Source organism: Tardiphaga sp. OK245 (assembly GCF_900108575.1).
GTDB lineage: Bacteria > Pseudomonadota > Alphaproteobacteria > Rhizobiales > Xanthobacteraceae > Tardiphaga > Tardiphaga robiniae.
The window spans coordinates 602,203-619,448 of record NZ_FNWZ01000002.1 but is presented as its reverse complement, the minus strand read 5'-3'; the positions used below and the strand labels follow the sequence as shown (position 1 = coordinate 619,448).

General features: G+C 61.4%; 15 protein-coding genes. 5 read left to right on the top strand and 10 right to left on the bottom strand.

The window, feature by feature from the left end; translation table 11 throughout:
* Nucleotides 1-84: 84 nt before the first annotated feature.
* Nucleotides 85-1,083: a tyrosine recombinase XerC gene (locus BLW80_RS09580; RefSeq protein ID WP_093757756.1), complete on the top strand. Its 999-nt coding sequence runs from the start codon at nucleotides 85-87 to the stop codon at nucleotides 1,081-1,083.
* A gap of 103 nt (nucleotides 1,084-1,186) precedes the next feature.
* On the top strand, nucleotides 1,187-1,777 hold the full coding sequence (locus BLW80_RS09575; RefSeq protein ID WP_068730131.1) for a DUF4337 domain-containing protein: 591 nt from the start codon (nucleotides 1,187-1,189) through the stop codon (nucleotides 1,775-1,777).
* Nucleotides 1,778-1,781: 4 nt separating this feature from the next.
* On the opposite strand, the gene BLW80_RS09570 is transcribed toward BLW80_RS09575, so the two are convergent.
* The 7 genes from BLW80_RS09570 to BLW80_RS09540 form a co-directional block, all read right to left on the bottom strand.
* A complete protein-coding gene (locus BLW80_RS09570) occupies nucleotides 1,782-2,675 on the bottom strand; it encodes an alpha/beta fold hydrolase (RefSeq protein WP_244528178.1) in 894 nt (297 codons plus the stop codon).
* Between the two features lie 30 nt (nucleotides 2,676-2,705).
* Nucleotides 2,706-3,236 (bottom strand): hypothetical protein, encoded by a 531-nt coding sequence (locus BLW80_RS09565; RefSeq protein WP_068730456.1) that lies wholly within the window; start codon nucleotides 3,234-3,236, stop codon nucleotides 2,706-2,708.
* 38 nt (nucleotides 3,237-3,274) lie between these two features.
* Nucleotides 3,275-4,678: a dihydrolipoyl dehydrogenase gene (gene lpdA / locus BLW80_RS09560; RefSeq protein WP_093757755.1), complete on the bottom strand. Its 1,404-nt coding sequence runs from the start codon at nucleotides 4,676-4,678 to the stop codon at nucleotides 3,275-3,277.
* 45 nt (nucleotides 4,679-4,723) lie between these two features.
* Nucleotides 4,724-5,470 carry an SDR family oxidoreductase gene (locus BLW80_RS09555; RefSeq protein ID WP_093757754.1) on the bottom strand — a complete coding sequence of 249 codons (747 nt, stop codon included), beginning with the start codon at nucleotides 5,468-5,470 and terminating at the stop codon, nucleotides 4,724-4,726.
* 122 nt (nucleotides 5,471-5,592) lie between these two features.
* Complete coding sequence (gene odhB / locus BLW80_RS09550) at nucleotides 5,593-6,837, bottom strand: 2-oxoglutarate dehydrogenase complex dihydrolipoyllysine-residue succinyltransferase (protein ID WP_093757753.1); 1,245 nt, start codon at nucleotides 6,835-6,837, stop codon at nucleotides 5,593-5,595.
* Between the two features lie 116 nt (nucleotides 6,838-6,953).
* Nucleotides 6,954-9,911: a 2-oxoglutarate dehydrogenase E1 component gene (locus tag BLW80_RS09545; RefSeq protein ID WP_093757752.1), complete on the bottom strand. Its 2,958-nt coding sequence runs from the start codon at nucleotides 9,909-9,911 to the stop codon at nucleotides 6,954-6,956.
* A 174-nt stretch (nucleotides 9,912-10,085) separates the two neighbouring features.
* Nucleotides 10,086-10,769, bottom strand: coding sequence for a TetR/AcrR family transcriptional regulator (locus BLW80_RS09540; protein ID WP_093757751.1), 684 nt, complete (start codon nucleotides 10,767-10,769; stop codon nucleotides 10,086-10,088).
* Nucleotides 10,770-11,005: 236 nt separating this feature from the next.
* On the opposite strand from BLW80_RS09540, the gene BLW80_RS09535 reads away from it, so the two are divergent.
* The 3 genes from BLW80_RS09535 to BLW80_RS09525 all read left to right on the top strand — a co-directional run bounded on the left by BLW80_RS09535 (nucleotide 11,006) and on the right by BLW80_RS09525 (nucleotide 13,759).
* Nucleotides 11,006-11,548, top strand: a complete 543-nt coding sequence (locus BLW80_RS09535) for an OsmC family protein (RefSeq protein WP_089263266.1) — start codon at nucleotides 11,006-11,008, stop codon at nucleotides 11,546-11,548.
* A gap of 67 nt (nucleotides 11,549-11,615) precedes the next feature.
* Nucleotides 11,616-12,755, top strand: a complete 1,140-nt coding sequence (locus BLW80_RS09530) for an acyl-CoA dehydrogenase family protein (protein ID WP_093758196.1) — start codon at nucleotides 11,616-11,618, stop codon at nucleotides 12,753-12,755.
* Nucleotides 12,756-12,880: 125 nt separating this feature from the next.
* On the top strand, nucleotides 12,881-13,759 hold the full coding sequence (locus BLW80_RS09525) for a sulfurtransferase (RefSeq protein ID WP_093757750.1): 879 nt from the start codon (nucleotides 12,881-12,883) through the stop codon (nucleotides 13,757-13,759).
* Nucleotides 13,760-13,889: 130 nt separating this feature from the next.
* On the opposite strand, the gene sucD is transcribed toward BLW80_RS09525, so the two are convergent.
* From sucD to mdh, 3 genes are all read right to left on the bottom strand, one after another.
* Complete coding sequence (sucD, locus tag BLW80_RS09520; protein ID WP_093757749.1) at nucleotides 13,890-14,774, bottom strand: succinate--CoA ligase subunit alpha; 885 nt, start codon at nucleotides 14,772-14,774, stop codon at nucleotides 13,890-13,892.
* Nucleotides 14,775-14,778: 4 nt separating this feature from the next.
* Complete coding sequence (sucC, locus tag BLW80_RS09515) at nucleotides 14,779-15,975, bottom strand: ADP-forming succinate--CoA ligase subunit beta (RefSeq protein WP_089263274.1); 1,197 nt, start codon at nucleotides 15,973-15,975, stop codon at nucleotides 14,779-14,781.
* 206 nt (nucleotides 15,976-16,181) lie between these two features.
* A complete protein-coding gene (gene mdh, locus BLW80_RS09510; protein ID WP_093757748.1) occupies nucleotides 16,182-17,147 on the bottom strand; it encodes a malate dehydrogenase in 966 nt (321 codons plus the stop codon).
* Nucleotides 17,148-17,246 lie beyond the last annotated feature (99 nt).

The following is a 17,246-nucleotide window of genomic DNA, read 5'->3' as shown; positions in this document are numbered from 1 at the left end:
CGATGCAGGCGGTTCACCAAAGTGAAACGAGCAGGGTGTGATAATCTCCGCCCGTTCGCGTACCGCGAACTGCAAGGCATCCCGATGGCCAAGCTTTCCGACAAGAAACCAGCCGAAGCCAAATCAGGTGGGCCGGCGCCGATCGACCTCATCTGTGCGGATGCCGACGTCTCGCTGCAGATGGCGCGGTGGCTGTCACATCTCCGCGCCGAGCGGCGGCTGTCGCCAAAGACGCTCGAAGCCTATGCGCGGGACGTCCGGCAGTTTCTGACATTTCTCGCCGAACACTGGGGCGCGCTCGTCTCGCTACCGCGTTTCGCCAAACTGGAAACCAGCGATATCAGAGCCTTCATGGCGGCACGGCGCAGCGATGACATTGGTGGCCGCTCGCTGATGCGCGCGCTGGCCGGTCTACGGTCATTCGGTCGTTTTCTGGAGCGCGAAGGCAAGGGCAATGTCGGTGCGTTGTCCGCGATTCGCGCGCCGAAAATAGGCAAGAGCCTGCCGAAACCGTTGCAGATGGTCTCGGCCAAGCGCCTCGCCGATGCGGATGAGCGCGCGGGCGAAAATCGCGATCCGTGGATCTGGGCGCGCGACGCCGCAGTCATGGCATTGCTGTATGGTTCGGGCTTGCGTATCTCCGAAGCCCTTGGCCTGAAGCGCCGCGACGTGCCGGCAGCCGGCGCGGGCGATGTGCTGATCGTCAACGGCAAGGGTAACAAGACCCGTATGGTGCCGGTGCTGCATAATGTGCTGGAGCTCATCGCCGACTACGCCGCGCAGTGCCCGCATCCGCTCCCTGCCGATGGCCCGATGTTCGTCGGCGCGCGGGGCGGGCCGCTTAGCCCTCGGATCATCCAGTTGACCATGGAGCGCATGCGCGGCGCGCTCGGCCTGCCCGACAGCGCCACGCCGCACGCGCTGCGCCATTCCTTTGCCACCCATCTGCTGACCCGCGGTGGTGATCTCCGCGCGATCCAGGAATTGCTCGGCCACGCCTCGCTGTCGACCACACAGATCTATACCGGCATCGACACCGAGCGGCTGTTCGAGGTCTACAAGACCGCACACCCGCGAGCGTAGGGCCGGGCAAGCCCCAGCTGTAGTAGAAGTGTCATGAGCTGCCCCTTGCGAAGTCGCCGCGGTTCGGTCAAATCGACACATCGACCAACCGGAGGGGATTACGATGGGCGCGCACGAAAGTATGGAGCACGCGGAGCATGCCGAGCATGCATCCGGCTCGAACAAGAATATTGCACTACTGATTGCCGTGATCGCGCTGTTTCTGGCGTTCTCGGAAACCCTCGGCAAGGGTGCGCAAACCGAATCTATCAGCAAGAACGTCGAGGCATCCAACCTCTGGGCGTTCTTCCAGGCCAAAAGCATCCGCCGCACCGTCGTTCAGGCGACGTCGGATCAGGCCAGGCTCAGCCTCGGCCTGATGGGTGACGATGCCGCCAAGGCCGCACTGTCCAAGCAGATCGACGACTGGAAGAAGACCGCGGATCGTTATCGCTCCGAGCCGGAGACCGGCGAAGGCTCCGAACAGCTCGCTGCCCGTGCCAAGGAAGCCGAGCATGCGCGCGACCTCGCAATGGCGCGTTATCATCACTATGAAGTGGCCTCCGCCGCATTCCAGATCGGCATCGTGCTGGCATCGGCCACGATCATCACCGGCATGATCGCGCTGGCCTGGGTATCAGGTGCACTGGCGATTGCCGGCGTCGCCTTTACCGCGATCGGCCTGTTCGCGCCGCATGCGGTTCATCTCATGTAATGACTTAAGCCGAAGCGGTCCGGCATAGCTGCAGGACCGCTTCGGCAAACGCCTTGGGTGCTTCCTGCGGTACATTGTGGCCAACGCCCGCGATGACGCGGCGCTCGTAAGGGCCCGTAAAATACTGGCCGTGATTCTCGGAATTCTTTACGGGTCCAATGCCATCGTCAGCGCCGTGCAGAACGATAGTCGGGACATCGATCTTCGGCTGCGCCGCAAGCTGGGTCTCCAGAAAAGCATAATTCGGATCGCCGGCGACACTGCCGGTGCGGTGCATATAAGAGTGCACGACCACATCGACGAAGTCATCGTTGTCGAAGGCCGACGCCGAGCGCTCGAATGTCGCGTCATCGAATGCCCAGCTGGGCGACCACATCTTCCAGAGCAGTTTGGCTAGTGCGTCGCGGTTCTGGATCAGGCCGTTGCGGCCGCGTTCGGTATGGAAATAATACTGATACCACTGTCGCGCTTCCTGCTCGGGAGCGGACGGCCGCGCCGCATTCGTCAGGTCCTGGATGTTGTAGCCGGTGCAACTGACGAGGCCGTGCACGCGTTCGGGCCATAGCGCCGAGACGACGCAGGCCGCGCGGCCGCCCCAGTCATAGCCGGCGACCAGGGCCTTGCCGATACGCAGCGCGTCCATCAGCTCCAGCAGATCTTGCCCAAGCGCGGCCTGTTGCCCCGAGCGGATGGTCGCGCTGGAAAGAAACCGCGTTGGCCCATAGCCACGCAGATAGGGCACGATGGTACGAAAGCCGGCAGCGTTGATGATGGCGACCGCGTCGTCATAGCCTCTGATGTCATAGGGAAAACCATGCATCAGCAGGACGGGTAGGCCGTCATTCGGTCCGCTATGTTCATAAGCAATATCGAGAAGGGGAGTCTGGATGCGTGCCAGTTCAGCCAAGTCGTTCTCCCGTTCGATCTACTACCGTGCCGAATGCGCCCGATGACGCAGCCGTTGTACCAGCCGCATCCAACGCGACGATGAATTGGAGCGGAACATCGCCATCGTCGCCTTGATTCTTGCCGTCACAGGCGCGACCAATTCGCCGGCCCGGCGGCGGATGTCGAGAACGAATTCGTAGAGCTTCCGAAACCAGTTCATCTGCAACAGCTTCGGCCGTGTCACATCGAAGATGAACGCGGCGACGCCGACGCCGAGAAACTTGCTGAATACGATGAGCGCGAAAGCGCTGATCCAATACTGATGCATAAGCAGCCAGGCGCCGGCCAGTTTCAACGGAAACAGCAGGATCGCCGGAATAACAAACACGACCAGCGTCAACATTGGCGACAGCCGCGCGATTCTCGCGGCCAGCCATTCCTTGAATGCGCGCAGCGGTATCGCTGCAACGATGCGCGCGACGACCGGTTCGAGATGATCCCACAACCACGCTTCGATCAGGAAGATCAAGGCGAGGAAGAACCATAGCGGCTGCAGCACGCGTCGCATCATGGTGTTCGTCTCCCAGCCGGCGTCGTGCCGGCCGTGACTCACATATGGATAGCGCGCTTGGCTACTGCAAATGCAGCTTCCTTCACCGCCTCGGAGCGGGTCGGATGGGCATGGCAGGTGCGGGCCAGATCTTCGGCGGAACCGCCGAATTCCATCAGCACGCAGGCCTCGTGGATCATTTCGCCGACTTCGCGGCCGATCATATGCACGCCGAGCACGCGATCGGTCTTCGCATCTGCGAGAATCTTCACGAAACCATCGGTGGTCTGGTTGACCTTGGAGCGGCCATTGGCGGTGAACGGGAACTTGCCGACATTGTAAGCGATACCGGCAGCCTTGAGCTCTTCCTCGGTCTTGCCGACGGCGGCGACTTCCGGCGTGGTGTAGACCACGCCCGGGATCACGTCATAGTTCACATGACCGGCTTGGCCTGCAAGAATCTCGGCGCAGGCAACGCCTTCGTCTTCCGCCTTGTGCGCCAGCATCGGGCCCGCGACGACGTCGCCGATAGCGTAGACGCCCTTCACGTTGCTCGAGAAGTGATGGTCGATCTTGACGCGGCCGCGCTCGTCGAGTTCGACGCCAGCTTCCTTGAGGCCAAGCGCTTCGGTGTAAGCCACGCGGCCGATCGCCACGAGAATCACGTCGGCTTCGATGGATTCGGCAGCGCCGCCTGCGGCTGGCTCGATCTGCGCCTTCAGTTTCTTGCCCGACGTATCGACGCCAGTGACCTTGGCGCCGAGCTTGAAGGTCATGCCCTGCTTCTCGAGCATGCGCTGGAACTGCTTGGCGACTTCGCCATCCATGCCGGGCAGGATACGGTCGAGGAATTCCACGACGGTGACTTCGGCGCCGAGGCGGCGCCACACCGAGCCGAGTTCGAGGCCGATCACGCCGGCGCCGACCACGATCATCTTCTCCGGCACCTTGTCGAGGGACAGCGCGCCGGTCGACGACACGATGCGCTTCTCGTCGATCTCGATGCCCTTCAGCTTCGCGACGTCAGAGCCGGTAGCGATGACGATGTTCTTTGTCTCCAGCGTCTGGGCCTTGCCGTCAGCGCCGATGACTTCGACCTTGCCGGTGCCGAGCACACGGCCGGTACCCATCACGACATCGATCTTGTTCTTCTTCATCAGGAATTCGACGCCCTTGACGTTGCCGTCGATGCCCTGCTGCTTGAAGTTCATCAGCGCGGGAAGATCGAGCGTCGGGGCAGACACCTTGATGCCCATTTTGGCGAAGGAGTGGCCGGCTTCCTCAAAAAGCTCCGACGAATAGAGCAAAGCCTTCGAGGGCATGCAGCCGATGTTCAGGCAGGTGCCGCCCAGCGTGCTGTTCTTCTCGACGACGGCGACCTTCATGCCGAGTTGCGCCGCGCGAATCGCGCAGACATAACCGCCGGGTCCGGTGCCGATAACAACGAGGTCGTAAGAAGCCATGATGTAGTCCTGTATTGTCTTCAGATGATATGGGGTGTCAGAGCCTCAGCGGCCACCGGACACGTCGAGAATGGTGGATGTTACGTAAGAAGCCTCGTCCGACAGCAACCAGACGATGGCATTGGCAACTTCATCCGCAGTGCCGACGCGCTTCATCGGCACGTTGACGGAAAGACGATGCGCGCGGTCCGGCTCGCCGCCTGACGCGTGAATATCGGTATCGATCAAACCCGGCCGAATGCCAGCAACGCGAATGCCCTCGGCTGCGACTTCGTGTCCCAATCCGATGGTGAAGGAATCGATCGCGCCCTTCGAGGCGGCATAGTCGACATAAGTGTTCGGCGCCCCCAGTTTGGCGGCTACCGATGACAGATTGACGATGACGCCACCCTTGCCGCCGTGTTTGGTCGACATGCGCTTCACGGCCTCGCGGGCGCAAAGAATGCTGCCGGTGACATTCACCGTCATCATGTTGGCGATGCGTTCGGCAGTCATCTGATCGACGCGGATGGAAGGGCCGACAATGCCAGCATTGTTGACCAGCGCACCGAGTGGCCCGAACGCGTCAGCCGCCTTGAACAGCGCGAGAATGTTCGCCTCGGAACCGACATCGCATTTTACGGCGATGGCCTTGCCGTTGGTCGCTTCGATCTTCGTAACAACTTCGCTCGCAGCGGCTTCGTTGCTGGCATAGCCGACCACGACCTTGAACCCGCGTGCCGCCGCCTTGAGCGCCGTTGCGCGGCCGATACCCCGGCTACCACCAGTGATGATGACGACGCTATCGGTCATGTCCTGCTCCAGCTTCGCTGAGGTGCCAAGACTTCAGGTATCGAGGCTTCGGATATCAAGGCTTCTTGGCCATCAACCGGCAGCGTCGCCGCTACCGGTTGATAATAGTGAATAAGGAGAGGTCAGAGATCCAGAACGAGACGGGCCGGATCTTCCAGGCTCTCCTTGACGCGGACGAGGAAGGTCACGGCTTCCTTGCCGTCGATCACGCGGTGATCGTAGGACACCGCCAGATACATCATCGGGCGGATCTCGATCTTGCCGCCGACCACGACCGGACGTTCCTGGATCTTGTGCATGCCGAGGATGGCCGACTGCGGTGCGTTCAGGATCGGCGTCGACATCAGCGAACCGTAGATGCCGCCATTGGTGATGGTGAATGTGCCGCCCTGCATTTCGTCGATCTTGAGCTGGCCGTCACGGGCGCGCTTGCCGAAATCCGCAATGGTTTTTTCGATGTCGGAGATCGACTTGGTATCGCAGTCGCGCACTACGGGAACGACGAGGCCCTTGTCAGTGCCGACGGCAACGCCGACGTGATAATAGTTCTTGTAGATCAGGTCGGAGCCATCGATCTCGGCATTCACGGCCGGAATATCCTTCAGTGCCTGCACGCAGGCCTTGGTGAAGAAGCCCATGAAGCCGAGCTTGGTGCCGTGCTTCTTCTCGAACACATCCTTGTACTGCGAGCGCAGTGCCATCACGTTGGTCATGTCGACCTCGTTGAAGGTCGTCAGCATCGCTGCGGTGTTCTGCACGTCCTTGAGGCGACGCGCGATGGTCTGACGCAGGCGCGTCATTTTCACGCGCTCTTCGCGGGCAGCATCGTCAGCGGGTGACGGCGCACGTACCTGCACGGCGGCGGCAGACTGATTGATCGGCGTGGGTGCCGACGCAGCCTTTTCGATCGCAGCGAGCATGTCGCCCTTGGTCACGCGGCCATCCTTGCCCGAGCCGGGGACGGTGGCGGCATCGATGCCGCTCTCGGCCGATATCTTGCGGACCGACGGCGCCAGCGGCGCATCGACGGGTGCAGACTTTTGAGCGGGAGCAGGCGTAGCAGCGGCGGGTGCGGCGGCCGGAGCCGGGGCAGCGGGTTTCGCGGGAGCTGCAGCCGGCTTGGCGCCGCCGGCACCATCGGTGATCTGGCCGAGCAGTGCGCCGACGGCCACGGTCTCGCCGTCCTTGGCAACGATCTCGCCGAGCACGCCAGCGGACGGCGCGGGCACTTCGATTGTGACCTTGTCGGTCTCGAGTTCGACCAACGGCTCGTCAACGGCGACGGCATCGCCGGCCTTCTTGAACCAGCGGCCGATGGTGGCTTCCGTCACGGATTCGCCGAGCGTGGGAACGCGAATTTCAGTCATTGTCTATTTCCTCTTGTGGCGTGGCGACCCGCTCGGTCATTCCTGCCTGAACTTGAAATCAATGGGGATATGCGAACGCCCCGCGGGTGCGGGGCATTCGCCAATAGAATGGAGGCTTAGCCGAGCGCTTCGTCGAGGAAGGCCTTGAGCTGGGCGAGATGCTTGGACATCAGGCCGGTGGCGGTCGCTGCCGAAGCAGCGCGGCCGGCATAACGCGGACGCTTGTGAGTGGCGTTGATCTGGTTGAGCACCCATTCAAGATACGGCTCGATGAAGTGCCAGCCGCCCATATTGCGCGGCTCTTCCTGGCACCAGACGAATTCCGCACCCTTGAAGCGGGTCAGCTCCTGCACCAGCGTCTTCAGCGGCACCGGATAGAGCTGCTCGATGCGCATCAGGTAGACATCATCGATGCCGCGCTTCTCGCGCTCCTCGTAGAGGTCGTAATAGACCTTGCCCGAGCACAGCACGACGCGACGGATCTTGTTGTCAGCGGTGAGCTTGATCTTCTCGTCCGGCAGCTTCTCCGCATCGTCGAACAACACGCGGTGGAACGAGGTGTCGGCACCGAGTTCGCTCAGCTTCGACACCGCACGCTTGTGGCGTAGCAGCGACTTCGGCGTCATGACGATCAGCGGCTTGCGGATCTCACGCTTCAACTGACGACGCAGCATGTGGAAGTAGTTGGCCGGAGTGGTCGGATAGACCACCTGCATGTTGTCTTCCGCGCACATCTGCAGGAAACGCTCAAGGCGTGCGGAGGAATGCTCCGGGCCCTGGCCTTCATAGCCATGCGGCAGCAGGCAGACGAGGCCCGACATACGCAGCCACTTGCGTTCACCCGAGGAGATGAACTGGTCGAACAGCACCTGTGCGCCGTTGGCGAAGTCGCCGAACTGCGCTTCCCAGATGGTCAGCGCCTTCGGCTCGGCCAGCGAGTAGCCGTATTCGAATCCGAGCACGGCTTCTTCGGACAGCAGCGAGTTGATGACCTCGTAGTGACCCTGGTCGGGCTTGAGGTGGTTGAACGGCGTGTAGCGGCTTTCGTCTTCCTGGTCGAACAGCACCGAGTGGCGCTGCGAGAAGGTGCCGCGCTCCGAATCCTGGCCGGACAGCCGGACATGGTGGCCTTCTTCCATCAGGGTACAGAATGCCAGCGCCTCGCCGGTCGCCCAGTCGATGCCTTCGCCACTGTCGATCGCCTTGGCGCGGGTGTCGAGGAAACGCTGCACCGTGCGGTGAACGCGGAAGCCATCGGGCACCTTGGTGATCTTGGCGCCGATCTCCTTCAGCGTCTTGACGTCGACGCCGGTCACGCCGCGACGGGGATCTTCCTCCTGGTCGGCATATTTGAAGCCGGCCCACTTGCCGTCGAGCCAGTCAGCCTTGTTCGGCTTGTAGCCGGCGCCGGCTTCGAGTTCGGCATCGAGACGGGCGCGCCAGTCGGCCTTCGCCTTGTCGACTTCGCCTTCGGTCATCACGCCATCGGCGATGATGCGCTTGGCATAGATATCCAGTGTCGACTGATGCGCGCCGATCTTCTTGTACATCACCGGCTGGGTGAACGCCGGCTCGTCGCCTTCGTTATGGCCGTGGCGGCGATAGCAGAACATGTCGATGACGACAGGCTTGTGGAACTTCTGCCGGAACTCGATCGCGATCTTGGCGGCGAACACCACCGCTTCCGGATCGTCGCCGTTCACGTGGAAGATCGGAGCATCGATCATCTTCGCAACGTCGGACGGATAGGGCGACGAACGAGAGTAGCGCGGATAGGTGGTGAAGCCGATCTGGTTGTTGACGATGAAGTGGATCGAACCGCCGGTGCGATAGCCCTTCAGGTCCGACAGCGCGAAGCATTCTGCGACCACGCCCTGACCTGCGAAGGCCGCATCGCCATGCATCAGCAGAGGCAGCACGGAAATGCGCTGGTCTGGCGGATCACCATTCTGGTCCTGCTTGGCGCGGACCTTTCCGAGCACCACGGGATCGACGATTTCAAGATGCGACGGATTCGCCGTCAGCGACAGATGGATATTGTTGTTGTCGAACTCGCGATCCGACGAGGCGCCGAGGTGATACTTGACGTCACCCGAGCCTTCGACCTCGTCCGGATTGGCCGAACCGCCCTTGAATTCATGGAACAGCGCGCGGTGCGGCTTGCCCATCACCTGGGTCAACACATTCAGGCGACCGCGATGTGGCATGCCGACGACGATGTCACGGACACCCAGGCTGCCGCCGCGCTTGATGATCTGTTCCAGCGCCGGGATCAGTGATTCGCCACCGTCGAGGCCGAAGCGCTTGGTACCGGTGAACTTGACGTCGCAAAACTTCTCGAAGCCGTCGGCTTCGACCAGCTTCTGGAGGATGGCGCGGCGGCCTTCCGGCGTGAAGCTGATTTCCTTGTCCGGGCCTTCGATACGTTCCTGGATCCACGCCTTCTGCGCGCGGTTAGAAATGTGCATGAATTCGACGCCGAGGGTCTGGCAGTAGGTGCGCTGCAGGATCGCAACGATCTCGCGCAGCGTGCCGTATTCGAGGCCGATGACGTTATCGAGGAAGATCTTGCGGTCGTAGTCGGCATCGGTGAAGCCGTAGGAGCGCGGATCGAGCTCCTCGTGATCCTTCTGGCCTTCGATGCCCAGCGGATCGAGATTGGCGTGGAAATGGCCGCGCATGCGGAAGGCGCGGATCAGCATCAAGGCGCGCACCGAATCGCGGGTCGCCTGATTGATGTCACCGGTCGGGGCCGCAGCACCGGGCTGCGCGGTCTTGGCGGCGAGCTTGGCCCCCATCACCTTCTCGACCTGGGCCCAGTTGCCGTCCATGGCGGAGGTCAGGTCGTCCTTGGGCGTCAGCGGCCAGTTGGCCTTCTCCCAGGACGGGCCTTCGGCGTTCTTCTGAACGTCGGCGGGCGAGTCCTTCAGGCTCTTGAAGAACTCCTGCCACTCGGCATCGACCGAGGAGGGGTCCTTTTCGTAACGGGCATAGAGTTCGTCGATGTAAGTGGCGTTTGCGCCTTGCAGAAATGAGGAGAGTGCAAAGGCGGCGTTCGCGTCCTGGCGAGACATGATGGCGTCCTGATTTGGTATCGCGCGGAAATTTTAACGAGGGCTGATCCGGTTGCCGGACCATCCTAAAGTCGAGCGAGCTTCTACCCTATTTAATCCGAATGTGCGCCCTGAAAAGCACGAAGAACTGAATATTTCGTCAATTCTTTGTGCGCGAGATTTTGTCCGCTGATTTCAGTCGACGACACTGAGGTCTTCCTTGGCCAAAGCGGCAGCGCCGCCTTGCAGTCCGGCGCGCCGGGTGCGGCGGATTTTGGGCAGTCCGCAGGCCTCGTCGAGCAGGGCATTGGCGGCCATACCGGCGGCGTCCGCGACAGTCGGATCGCGGGTCACCATGGCGGCGACGATGGCGCCATCCATCAAGAGGCCAATCTGGTGCGCGAGAAAGTCCGGCTTCTTGGCGCCGGCGGCCTCAGCCAGTCCGGAGATGTGCTTGAGAATGAACGATTTGTGCCGGATCGTGATGTCGCGCAGCCGGGTCTCGTCTTTGGAGTGCTCGCCGACTGCATTGATGAAAACACAGCCATAATAGGTCTCTTCGGCAAACCAGCTCTTCAGCGCGGGGAAGATCGAATCCAGCTTTTCACGCGGGGTTTTGGCGCGTTCCACGGCTGCAATGAACCAGCCGCGCCAAGCCTCGCTTTCCGCCTTGAGCACGGCGTCGACGAGATCGTCCTTCGATTTGAAGTTCTTGTAGAGCGTGGTTTTGGCCGTGCCAGCCTCACTGACGATGGCGTCGATGCCGGTGGCATTAATGCCATTCTTGCAGAACAGCCTTCTTGCCGCGTCCATCAGCCGCTCCCGCGGCGTTACCTGCGGAACATTGCTTTCGACAGCCTGCGGCATCGCATCAGTCATGCCCTGTCATATGTCATGGCGCGCGCGCGGCGCAAGCGATCATCGGTTCCTGACCAATATTCGAGCGGGTAAATACGCTTTTGCCGCGCTAAGCGGCAGTTCAGCCTCTGACCCATTTTGCGTCAATTGCGCAACTCGCTGATCCCACGATGATTTTCGCATCGGCCGACGCTGGCACGGTTTCTGCAAAGCTACAGAACGTTCTGTATCTTTCCAATTCCCAAGGGAGAAAACCAATGACTGCTGTTGCCGCCAAAACCGCCCTGACCGGCTGCCTCGCGCCGATCGACAAAGGCGGCCTCGAACAGCTGATCGCCAACGGCAAAGCCAATCCCAATGTCATCAAGACGCTGAAGTGCAAAACGGTGGCCGAGGGCAAGTTCCGCCACGCCAACTACATCCGCAACCTGCCGCCCTATATCGTCGATGAGCCGCCGGCGCTGCTCGGCGACGACACTGCGCCGAATCCGTCAGAGGCGTCATTGGCGGCGCTTGGCTCCTGCATCGCCGTCGGTCTGCACGCAAATGCCGTGCATCGTGGTTGGACCGTCAACAAACTCGAACTGCAGCTCGAAGGCGATCTCAACATCACAGCTGTCTGGGGCACCGGCGATATCAGCGAGAAGCCGGTCGGTTTTACCGATGTGCGTATCAAGGTCGACATGGAATGCGAAGGCGTTCCGCAGGCCGAGATCGATGCACTGATCACCCACGTCAAGAAGTGGTCGCCCGTCGCCAACACGTTTACGCGCCCGGTCAATCTCGAAGTCTCTGCCTGAATGTGAGTTAGCGCGGCCGCAGCGATGCGGCCGCAGTCTCTCTTCCTTGCGCGTGACGGAGATCGACATGACCACGACGGCAGTGCTGCGGAAATCTGACGATATTGAAGGGGCCGGCGACACACCGTCGCTCGTTGAACGAATAGCTGTCGTCGCGCGCACCGATCTGTCGCCGATCGCGTTAGAGATCGACGAGGGCACGATCTATCCGGCTCAGGCATTGCGTCATCTCGGCGATGTCGGTGCCTGGTCGGCGCATGCCGATCTCGGCGAGACCATCGCGGGCGTCACCACCATCGGCGAGACCTGCGGCTCCACGGCCTTCATGGCGTGGTGCCAGAACACGCTGGTCTGGTACATCCTCAACTCCGACAACGCCGCACTGAAGGCGAAGTATCTGAGCGATGCCGCGAGGGGCAAGCTGCTTGGCGGCACCGGCCTATCCAATCCGATGAAGAGCTTCTTTGGCATCGAGAAGCTCAAGCTGAAAGGTCGCCGCACTAACGGCGGTTACATCGTGCGCGGTGCTCTGCCATGGGTATCGAATCTTGGCCCCGACCATATGTTCGGCACCATCTTTGAACTCGATGACGGCTCCGGCGAGAAGGTGATGTTCCTCGCCGACTGCGCCGACGAGAATCTCTCGCTGACGCCGTGCAAGCCGTTCCTCGCGATGGACGGCACCGGCACCTACGCCGTGCAATTTCGCGACGTCTTCATTCCAGACGATCAGGTGCTCGCGGCACCGGCGATGCCCTTCGTGAAGAGAATTCGCGCGGGATTCATCTTGATGCAGATGGGCATGGGACTCGGACTGGTGCGCGATTGCGTTGCTATCATGGAGAGCGTCAAGCCGTCGCTCGCCCACGTCAATTGCTTCCTGCCGCAGCAGCCCGAGGATTTCGCCGGGCTTCTCGCGAAAATGGAGGCCGAGACGATGATGCTCGCCGCCACACCCTTTGACACGAGCAATGCCTATTGGCGCAGCGTCGTCGAACTGCGTCTGCGCGCCGGCGACGCCGCCGTCGCCGCAGCCCATGCAGCGATGCTGCATTGTGGCGCGCGCGGCTATCTCAAATCGCACCGCGCCCAGCGCCGACTGCGCGAAGCCTATTTCGTGGCGATCGTCACCCCCGCCACCAAGCAGCTCAGAAAAATGCTCGCAGACAATGCGCGCGAATATCAGGGAGACCAGGGCGGGGCGTGATCCCGATCATGCAAATGATCCCGATCACGCGAACGGAAAGCGAATTGACTTAAGTCACGGCGAAACGACAGGCGATCCAGCACAAACGACTCAACAACGACGGTTCAACACAGTGGAGGCTTTCAATGGCTGAAGTTCTCATTTCCGCAGACGACCTCGTCACGTTCATGAAGTCAGAACCTTGTGTCATCATCGACACGCGCAATCCCGACGCCTATGCGGCCGGGCATATCCCCGGCGCCGTCAATCTCCATGAGATCTTTACGTTCCTCGCTACCTCGACGCCCGAAGGCATGGACGAGCTGAAGAAGAAGTTCGCTGCCGCCTTCGGCGGTGCCGGCCTGTCCGGCAGCGAGACTGCGGTGATCTACGAACAGTCGATGAATTCGGGATTCGGCCAGTCCTGCCGCGGCTACTTCCTGCTGGAGTTTCTCGGCTATCCCAAGATCAAGGTTCTGCATGGCGGCTTTGAAGCCTGGACCATGAAGGGCCTGCCGACCACCACGGATGTTCCGACGCCGACAGCAGCGTCCTTCGCCATCAAGCCGGAAGCCGGCTCGATCCTGATCGATGCGGGCACCATGCAGGGCGCGCTCGGCAATCCGTCGATCGCCATTCTCGACGTGCGCGATGTCGACGAGTGGATCGGCGAGAGTTCGTCGCCCTATGGCAAGGACTTCTGCCCGCGCATGGGCCGCATTCCCGGCGCCGTCTGGATCGAGTGGTACCGCATGATGAAGCCGACATCGGAAGGTCCGCGCTTCAAGTCGAAGAACGAGATCCTCGCCGAATGCGCCACTGTCGGGATCACGCCGTCGACCACTGTCTATCTTTACTGCTTCAAGGGCGCACGCGCGTCGAACACGTTTCTCGCGCTAAAGAACGCCGGCGTGGCTGATGTCCGGATGTATTTTGGTTCGTGGAACGAATGGAGCCGCGATACGAAGTATCCAATCGAGGAAGGTTTGCCGCTGGTTGGCGAGAAGCAGGCGCAGGCGGCGTAGAACTCCAGTGTCGTCGCCCGGCCTGGCGCGCAATTGCGCGCTTTGACCGGGCGATCCAGTCAGAGTGTCAAAACAAAAGGCCCGCTCTCGCGAGCGGGCCTTTCTTATTCTCAGCGCTTTTGAGCTCAGCTTAGCCCTTCAGCACATCCACCAGCGTGGTGCCGAGGCGGGCCGGCGACGGCGAGACGCGGATGCCGGCGGCTTCCATGGCTGCGATCTTCGACTGGGCGTCGCCCTTGCCGCCCGACACGATGGCGCCGGCATGGCCCATGCGACGGCCGGGAGGTGCGGTGACGCCGCCGATGAAGCCGACCATCGGCTTCTTGCGGCCGCGCTTAGCTTCGTCCTTGATGAACTGCGCCGCGTCCTCTTCCGCCGAACCACCGATTTCGCCGATCATGATGATCGAGGTGGTCTTGGGGTCGGCCAGGAACATCTCGAGCACGTCGATGAATTCGGTGCCCTTGACCGGATCGCCTCCGATGCCGACCGCCGAGCTCTGGCCGAGGCCGGCCTGGGTGGTCTGGAACACGGCTTCATAGGTCAGCGTGCCGGAGCGCGACAGGATGCCGACGCTGCCGGGCTTGAAGATGTTGGCCGGCATGATGCCGATCTTCGACTCGCCGGCGGTGACGACGCCCGGGCAGTTCGGCCCGATGAGGCGTGACTTGGAGCCGGACAGCGAACGCTTGACGCGCACCATGTCGAGCACCGGAATGCCTTCGGTGATGCAGACGATCAGCGGGATTTCCGCATCGATGGCTTCGCAGATCGCATCGGCTGCGCCCGGCGGCGGCACATAGATCACGGATGCATCGGCGCCGGTCTTGTCGCGAGCCTCGGCCACGGTGTCGAATACCGGCAGGCCGATATGCGTCGAGCCGCCTTTGCCCGGCGAGGTGCCACCGACCATCTTGGTGCCGTAGGCAATCGCCTGTTCGGAGTGGAAGGTGCCGTTCTTGCCGGTAAAGCCCTGGCAGATGACCTTGGTGTTCTTGTCGATCAGGACGGACATCGGCTTACTTTCCCTTCACGGCGTTGACGATCTTCTGAGCGGCGTCGTCGAGATCGTCGGCGGGCAGAACGTTGAGACCGGATTCACGAATGATCTTCTTGCCTTCCTCGACATTGGTACCTTCGAGGCGGACAACCAGTGGCACCTGGAGGCCGACAGCCTTCACTGCGGCGACAACGCCGGCAGCGATGACGTCGCATTTCATGATGCCGCCGAAGATGTTGACCAGGATGCCCTTCACGTTCGGATCGGCAGTGATGATCTTGAACGCTGCAGTCACCTTCTCCTCGGAAGCGCCGCCACCGACGTCGAGGAAGTTGGCCGGGCTTTCGCCATAGAGCTTGATGATGTCGAGCGTAGCCATTGCGAGGCCGGCGCCGTTGACCATGCAGCCGATGGTGCCGTCGAGCGCGATGTAAGCGAGGTCATATTTCGATGCCTCGATTTCCTTCGCGTCCTCTTCCGTGGTGTCGCGCAGCGCGACGATTTCCGGGTGACGATACAGGGCGTTCGAGTCGAACGACATCTTGGCATCGAGGCACTTCAGCTCGCCCTGCTTGGAGATGATCAGCGGATTGATCTCCAGCATGTCCATGTCCTTGGCGATGAACGCAGTGTAGAGCTGCGACACCAGTTTTTCGGCCTGCTTGGCGAGATCGCCCTTGAGGCCCAGCGCCTGAGCCACGGTGCGGCCGTGGTGGCCCATCACGCCGGTGGCCGGATCGACCGAAAAGGTCACGATCTTGTCCGGGGTGTTGTGCGCGACTTCCTCGATGTTCATGCCACCTTCGGTGGAAACCACGAAAGCAACGCGCGAGGTCTCACGGTCGACGAGCAGCGAGAGATAGAATTCCTTCTCGATGTCCGAGCCGTCTTCCAGATAGATCCGGTTGACCTGCTTGCCCGCGGGGCCGGTCTGTTCGGTCACGAGGGTCGCGCCGAGCATTTCCTTGACGAACTGCTTGGTCTCGTCGATCGACTTGGCGAGGCGGACGCCGCCCTTGTCGCCGGCCGATGCTTCCTTGAACTTGCCCTTGCCGCGGCCGCCGGCGTGGATCTGGCTCTTCACCACCCACAACGGACCGCCCAGCTGCTTGGCGGCAGCTTCAGCTTCCTCGGCCTTGAGGATTGGCACGCCCTTGGAAACGGGCACGCCGAATTCCTTCAGCACGGCCTTCGCCTGATATTCATGGATATTCATAAGTTGCTCCCGAACCCCGGATGGTGAACTTGGAATTCACGTCATTTTCTTTAAACTGGCATACCGTATACCAAGCATGCTGCAAGTCAAAGCCGACGATAATTCCGCGTGACGGACGAATTGGCTGAGGGGTTCGTTGCAGTGTTTGCCAACGTCGTCAAATGCAAAACCGGCACCCAGAGGGTGCCGGTGAAGTGAGCTTGATCTTAGCCGAGCAGGTCGGGTGCGATCTTCTTGCAGGCGTCCATCAGGCCGACCACCGAAGCCACCGACTTGTCGAAGCCTTCCTTGTCCTTGCCGAGGAGTTCGATCTCGACGATGCGCTCGACGCCCTTCGCACCGATGACAACGGGAACGCCGACATACATGTCCTTGACGCCGTATTCACCGTTGAGGTGAACGGCGCAGGGTAGAACGCGCTTCTTGTCCTTGAGATAGCTCTCGGCCATCGCGATGGCCGAAGCGGCCGGAGCGTAGAAGGCCGAACCGGTCTTCAGCAGGTTGACGATCTCGGCGCCGCCGTTACGGGTACGGTCGACGATTTCGTCGATGCGAGCCTGCGAGGTCCAGCCCATCTTGACCAGATCCGGCAGCGGAATGCCGGCAACGGTCGAATATTTGACCAGCGGAACCATGGTGTCGCCGTGGCCACCGAGCACGAAAGCGGTGACGTCTTCGACCGACACATTGAATTCATCGGCCAGGAAGTAGCGAAAGCGCGCCGAGTCCAGCACGCCCGCCATGCCGACGACCTTGTTTGCTGGAAGGCCGCAAGCCTTCTGCAGCGCCCAGACCATCGCATCGAGCGGATTGGTAATACAGATCACGAAGGCATTCGGGGCGTACTTCTTGATGCCTGCGCCAACCTGCTCCATCACCTTGAGGTTGATCGAGAGCAAGTCGTCGCGGCTCATGCCCGGCTTGCGCGGCACGCCGGCGGTGACGATGATGACGTCCGAACCTTCGATCGCTTCATAGGAGTTGGCGCCGGTCAGCTTGGCGTCGAAGCCGTCGACCGGTGAGGACTGCGCGAGATCGAGCGATTTGCCCTGCGGCACGCCTTCCGCAATGTCGAACATCACGACGTCGCCGAGTTCTTTCAGGCCGACGAGGTGAGCAAGTGTTCCGCCGATCTGACCAGAACCAATCAATGCGATTTTGTTACGCGCCATGGGAAATCTATCCTTTAAGCCCGAAGGGGTAGGGAGGGAGCAGGAAATGCTGACAGGCTGGTTATCCCTTTCGCGGACACCGTTCAAGTCGGAGCCTGC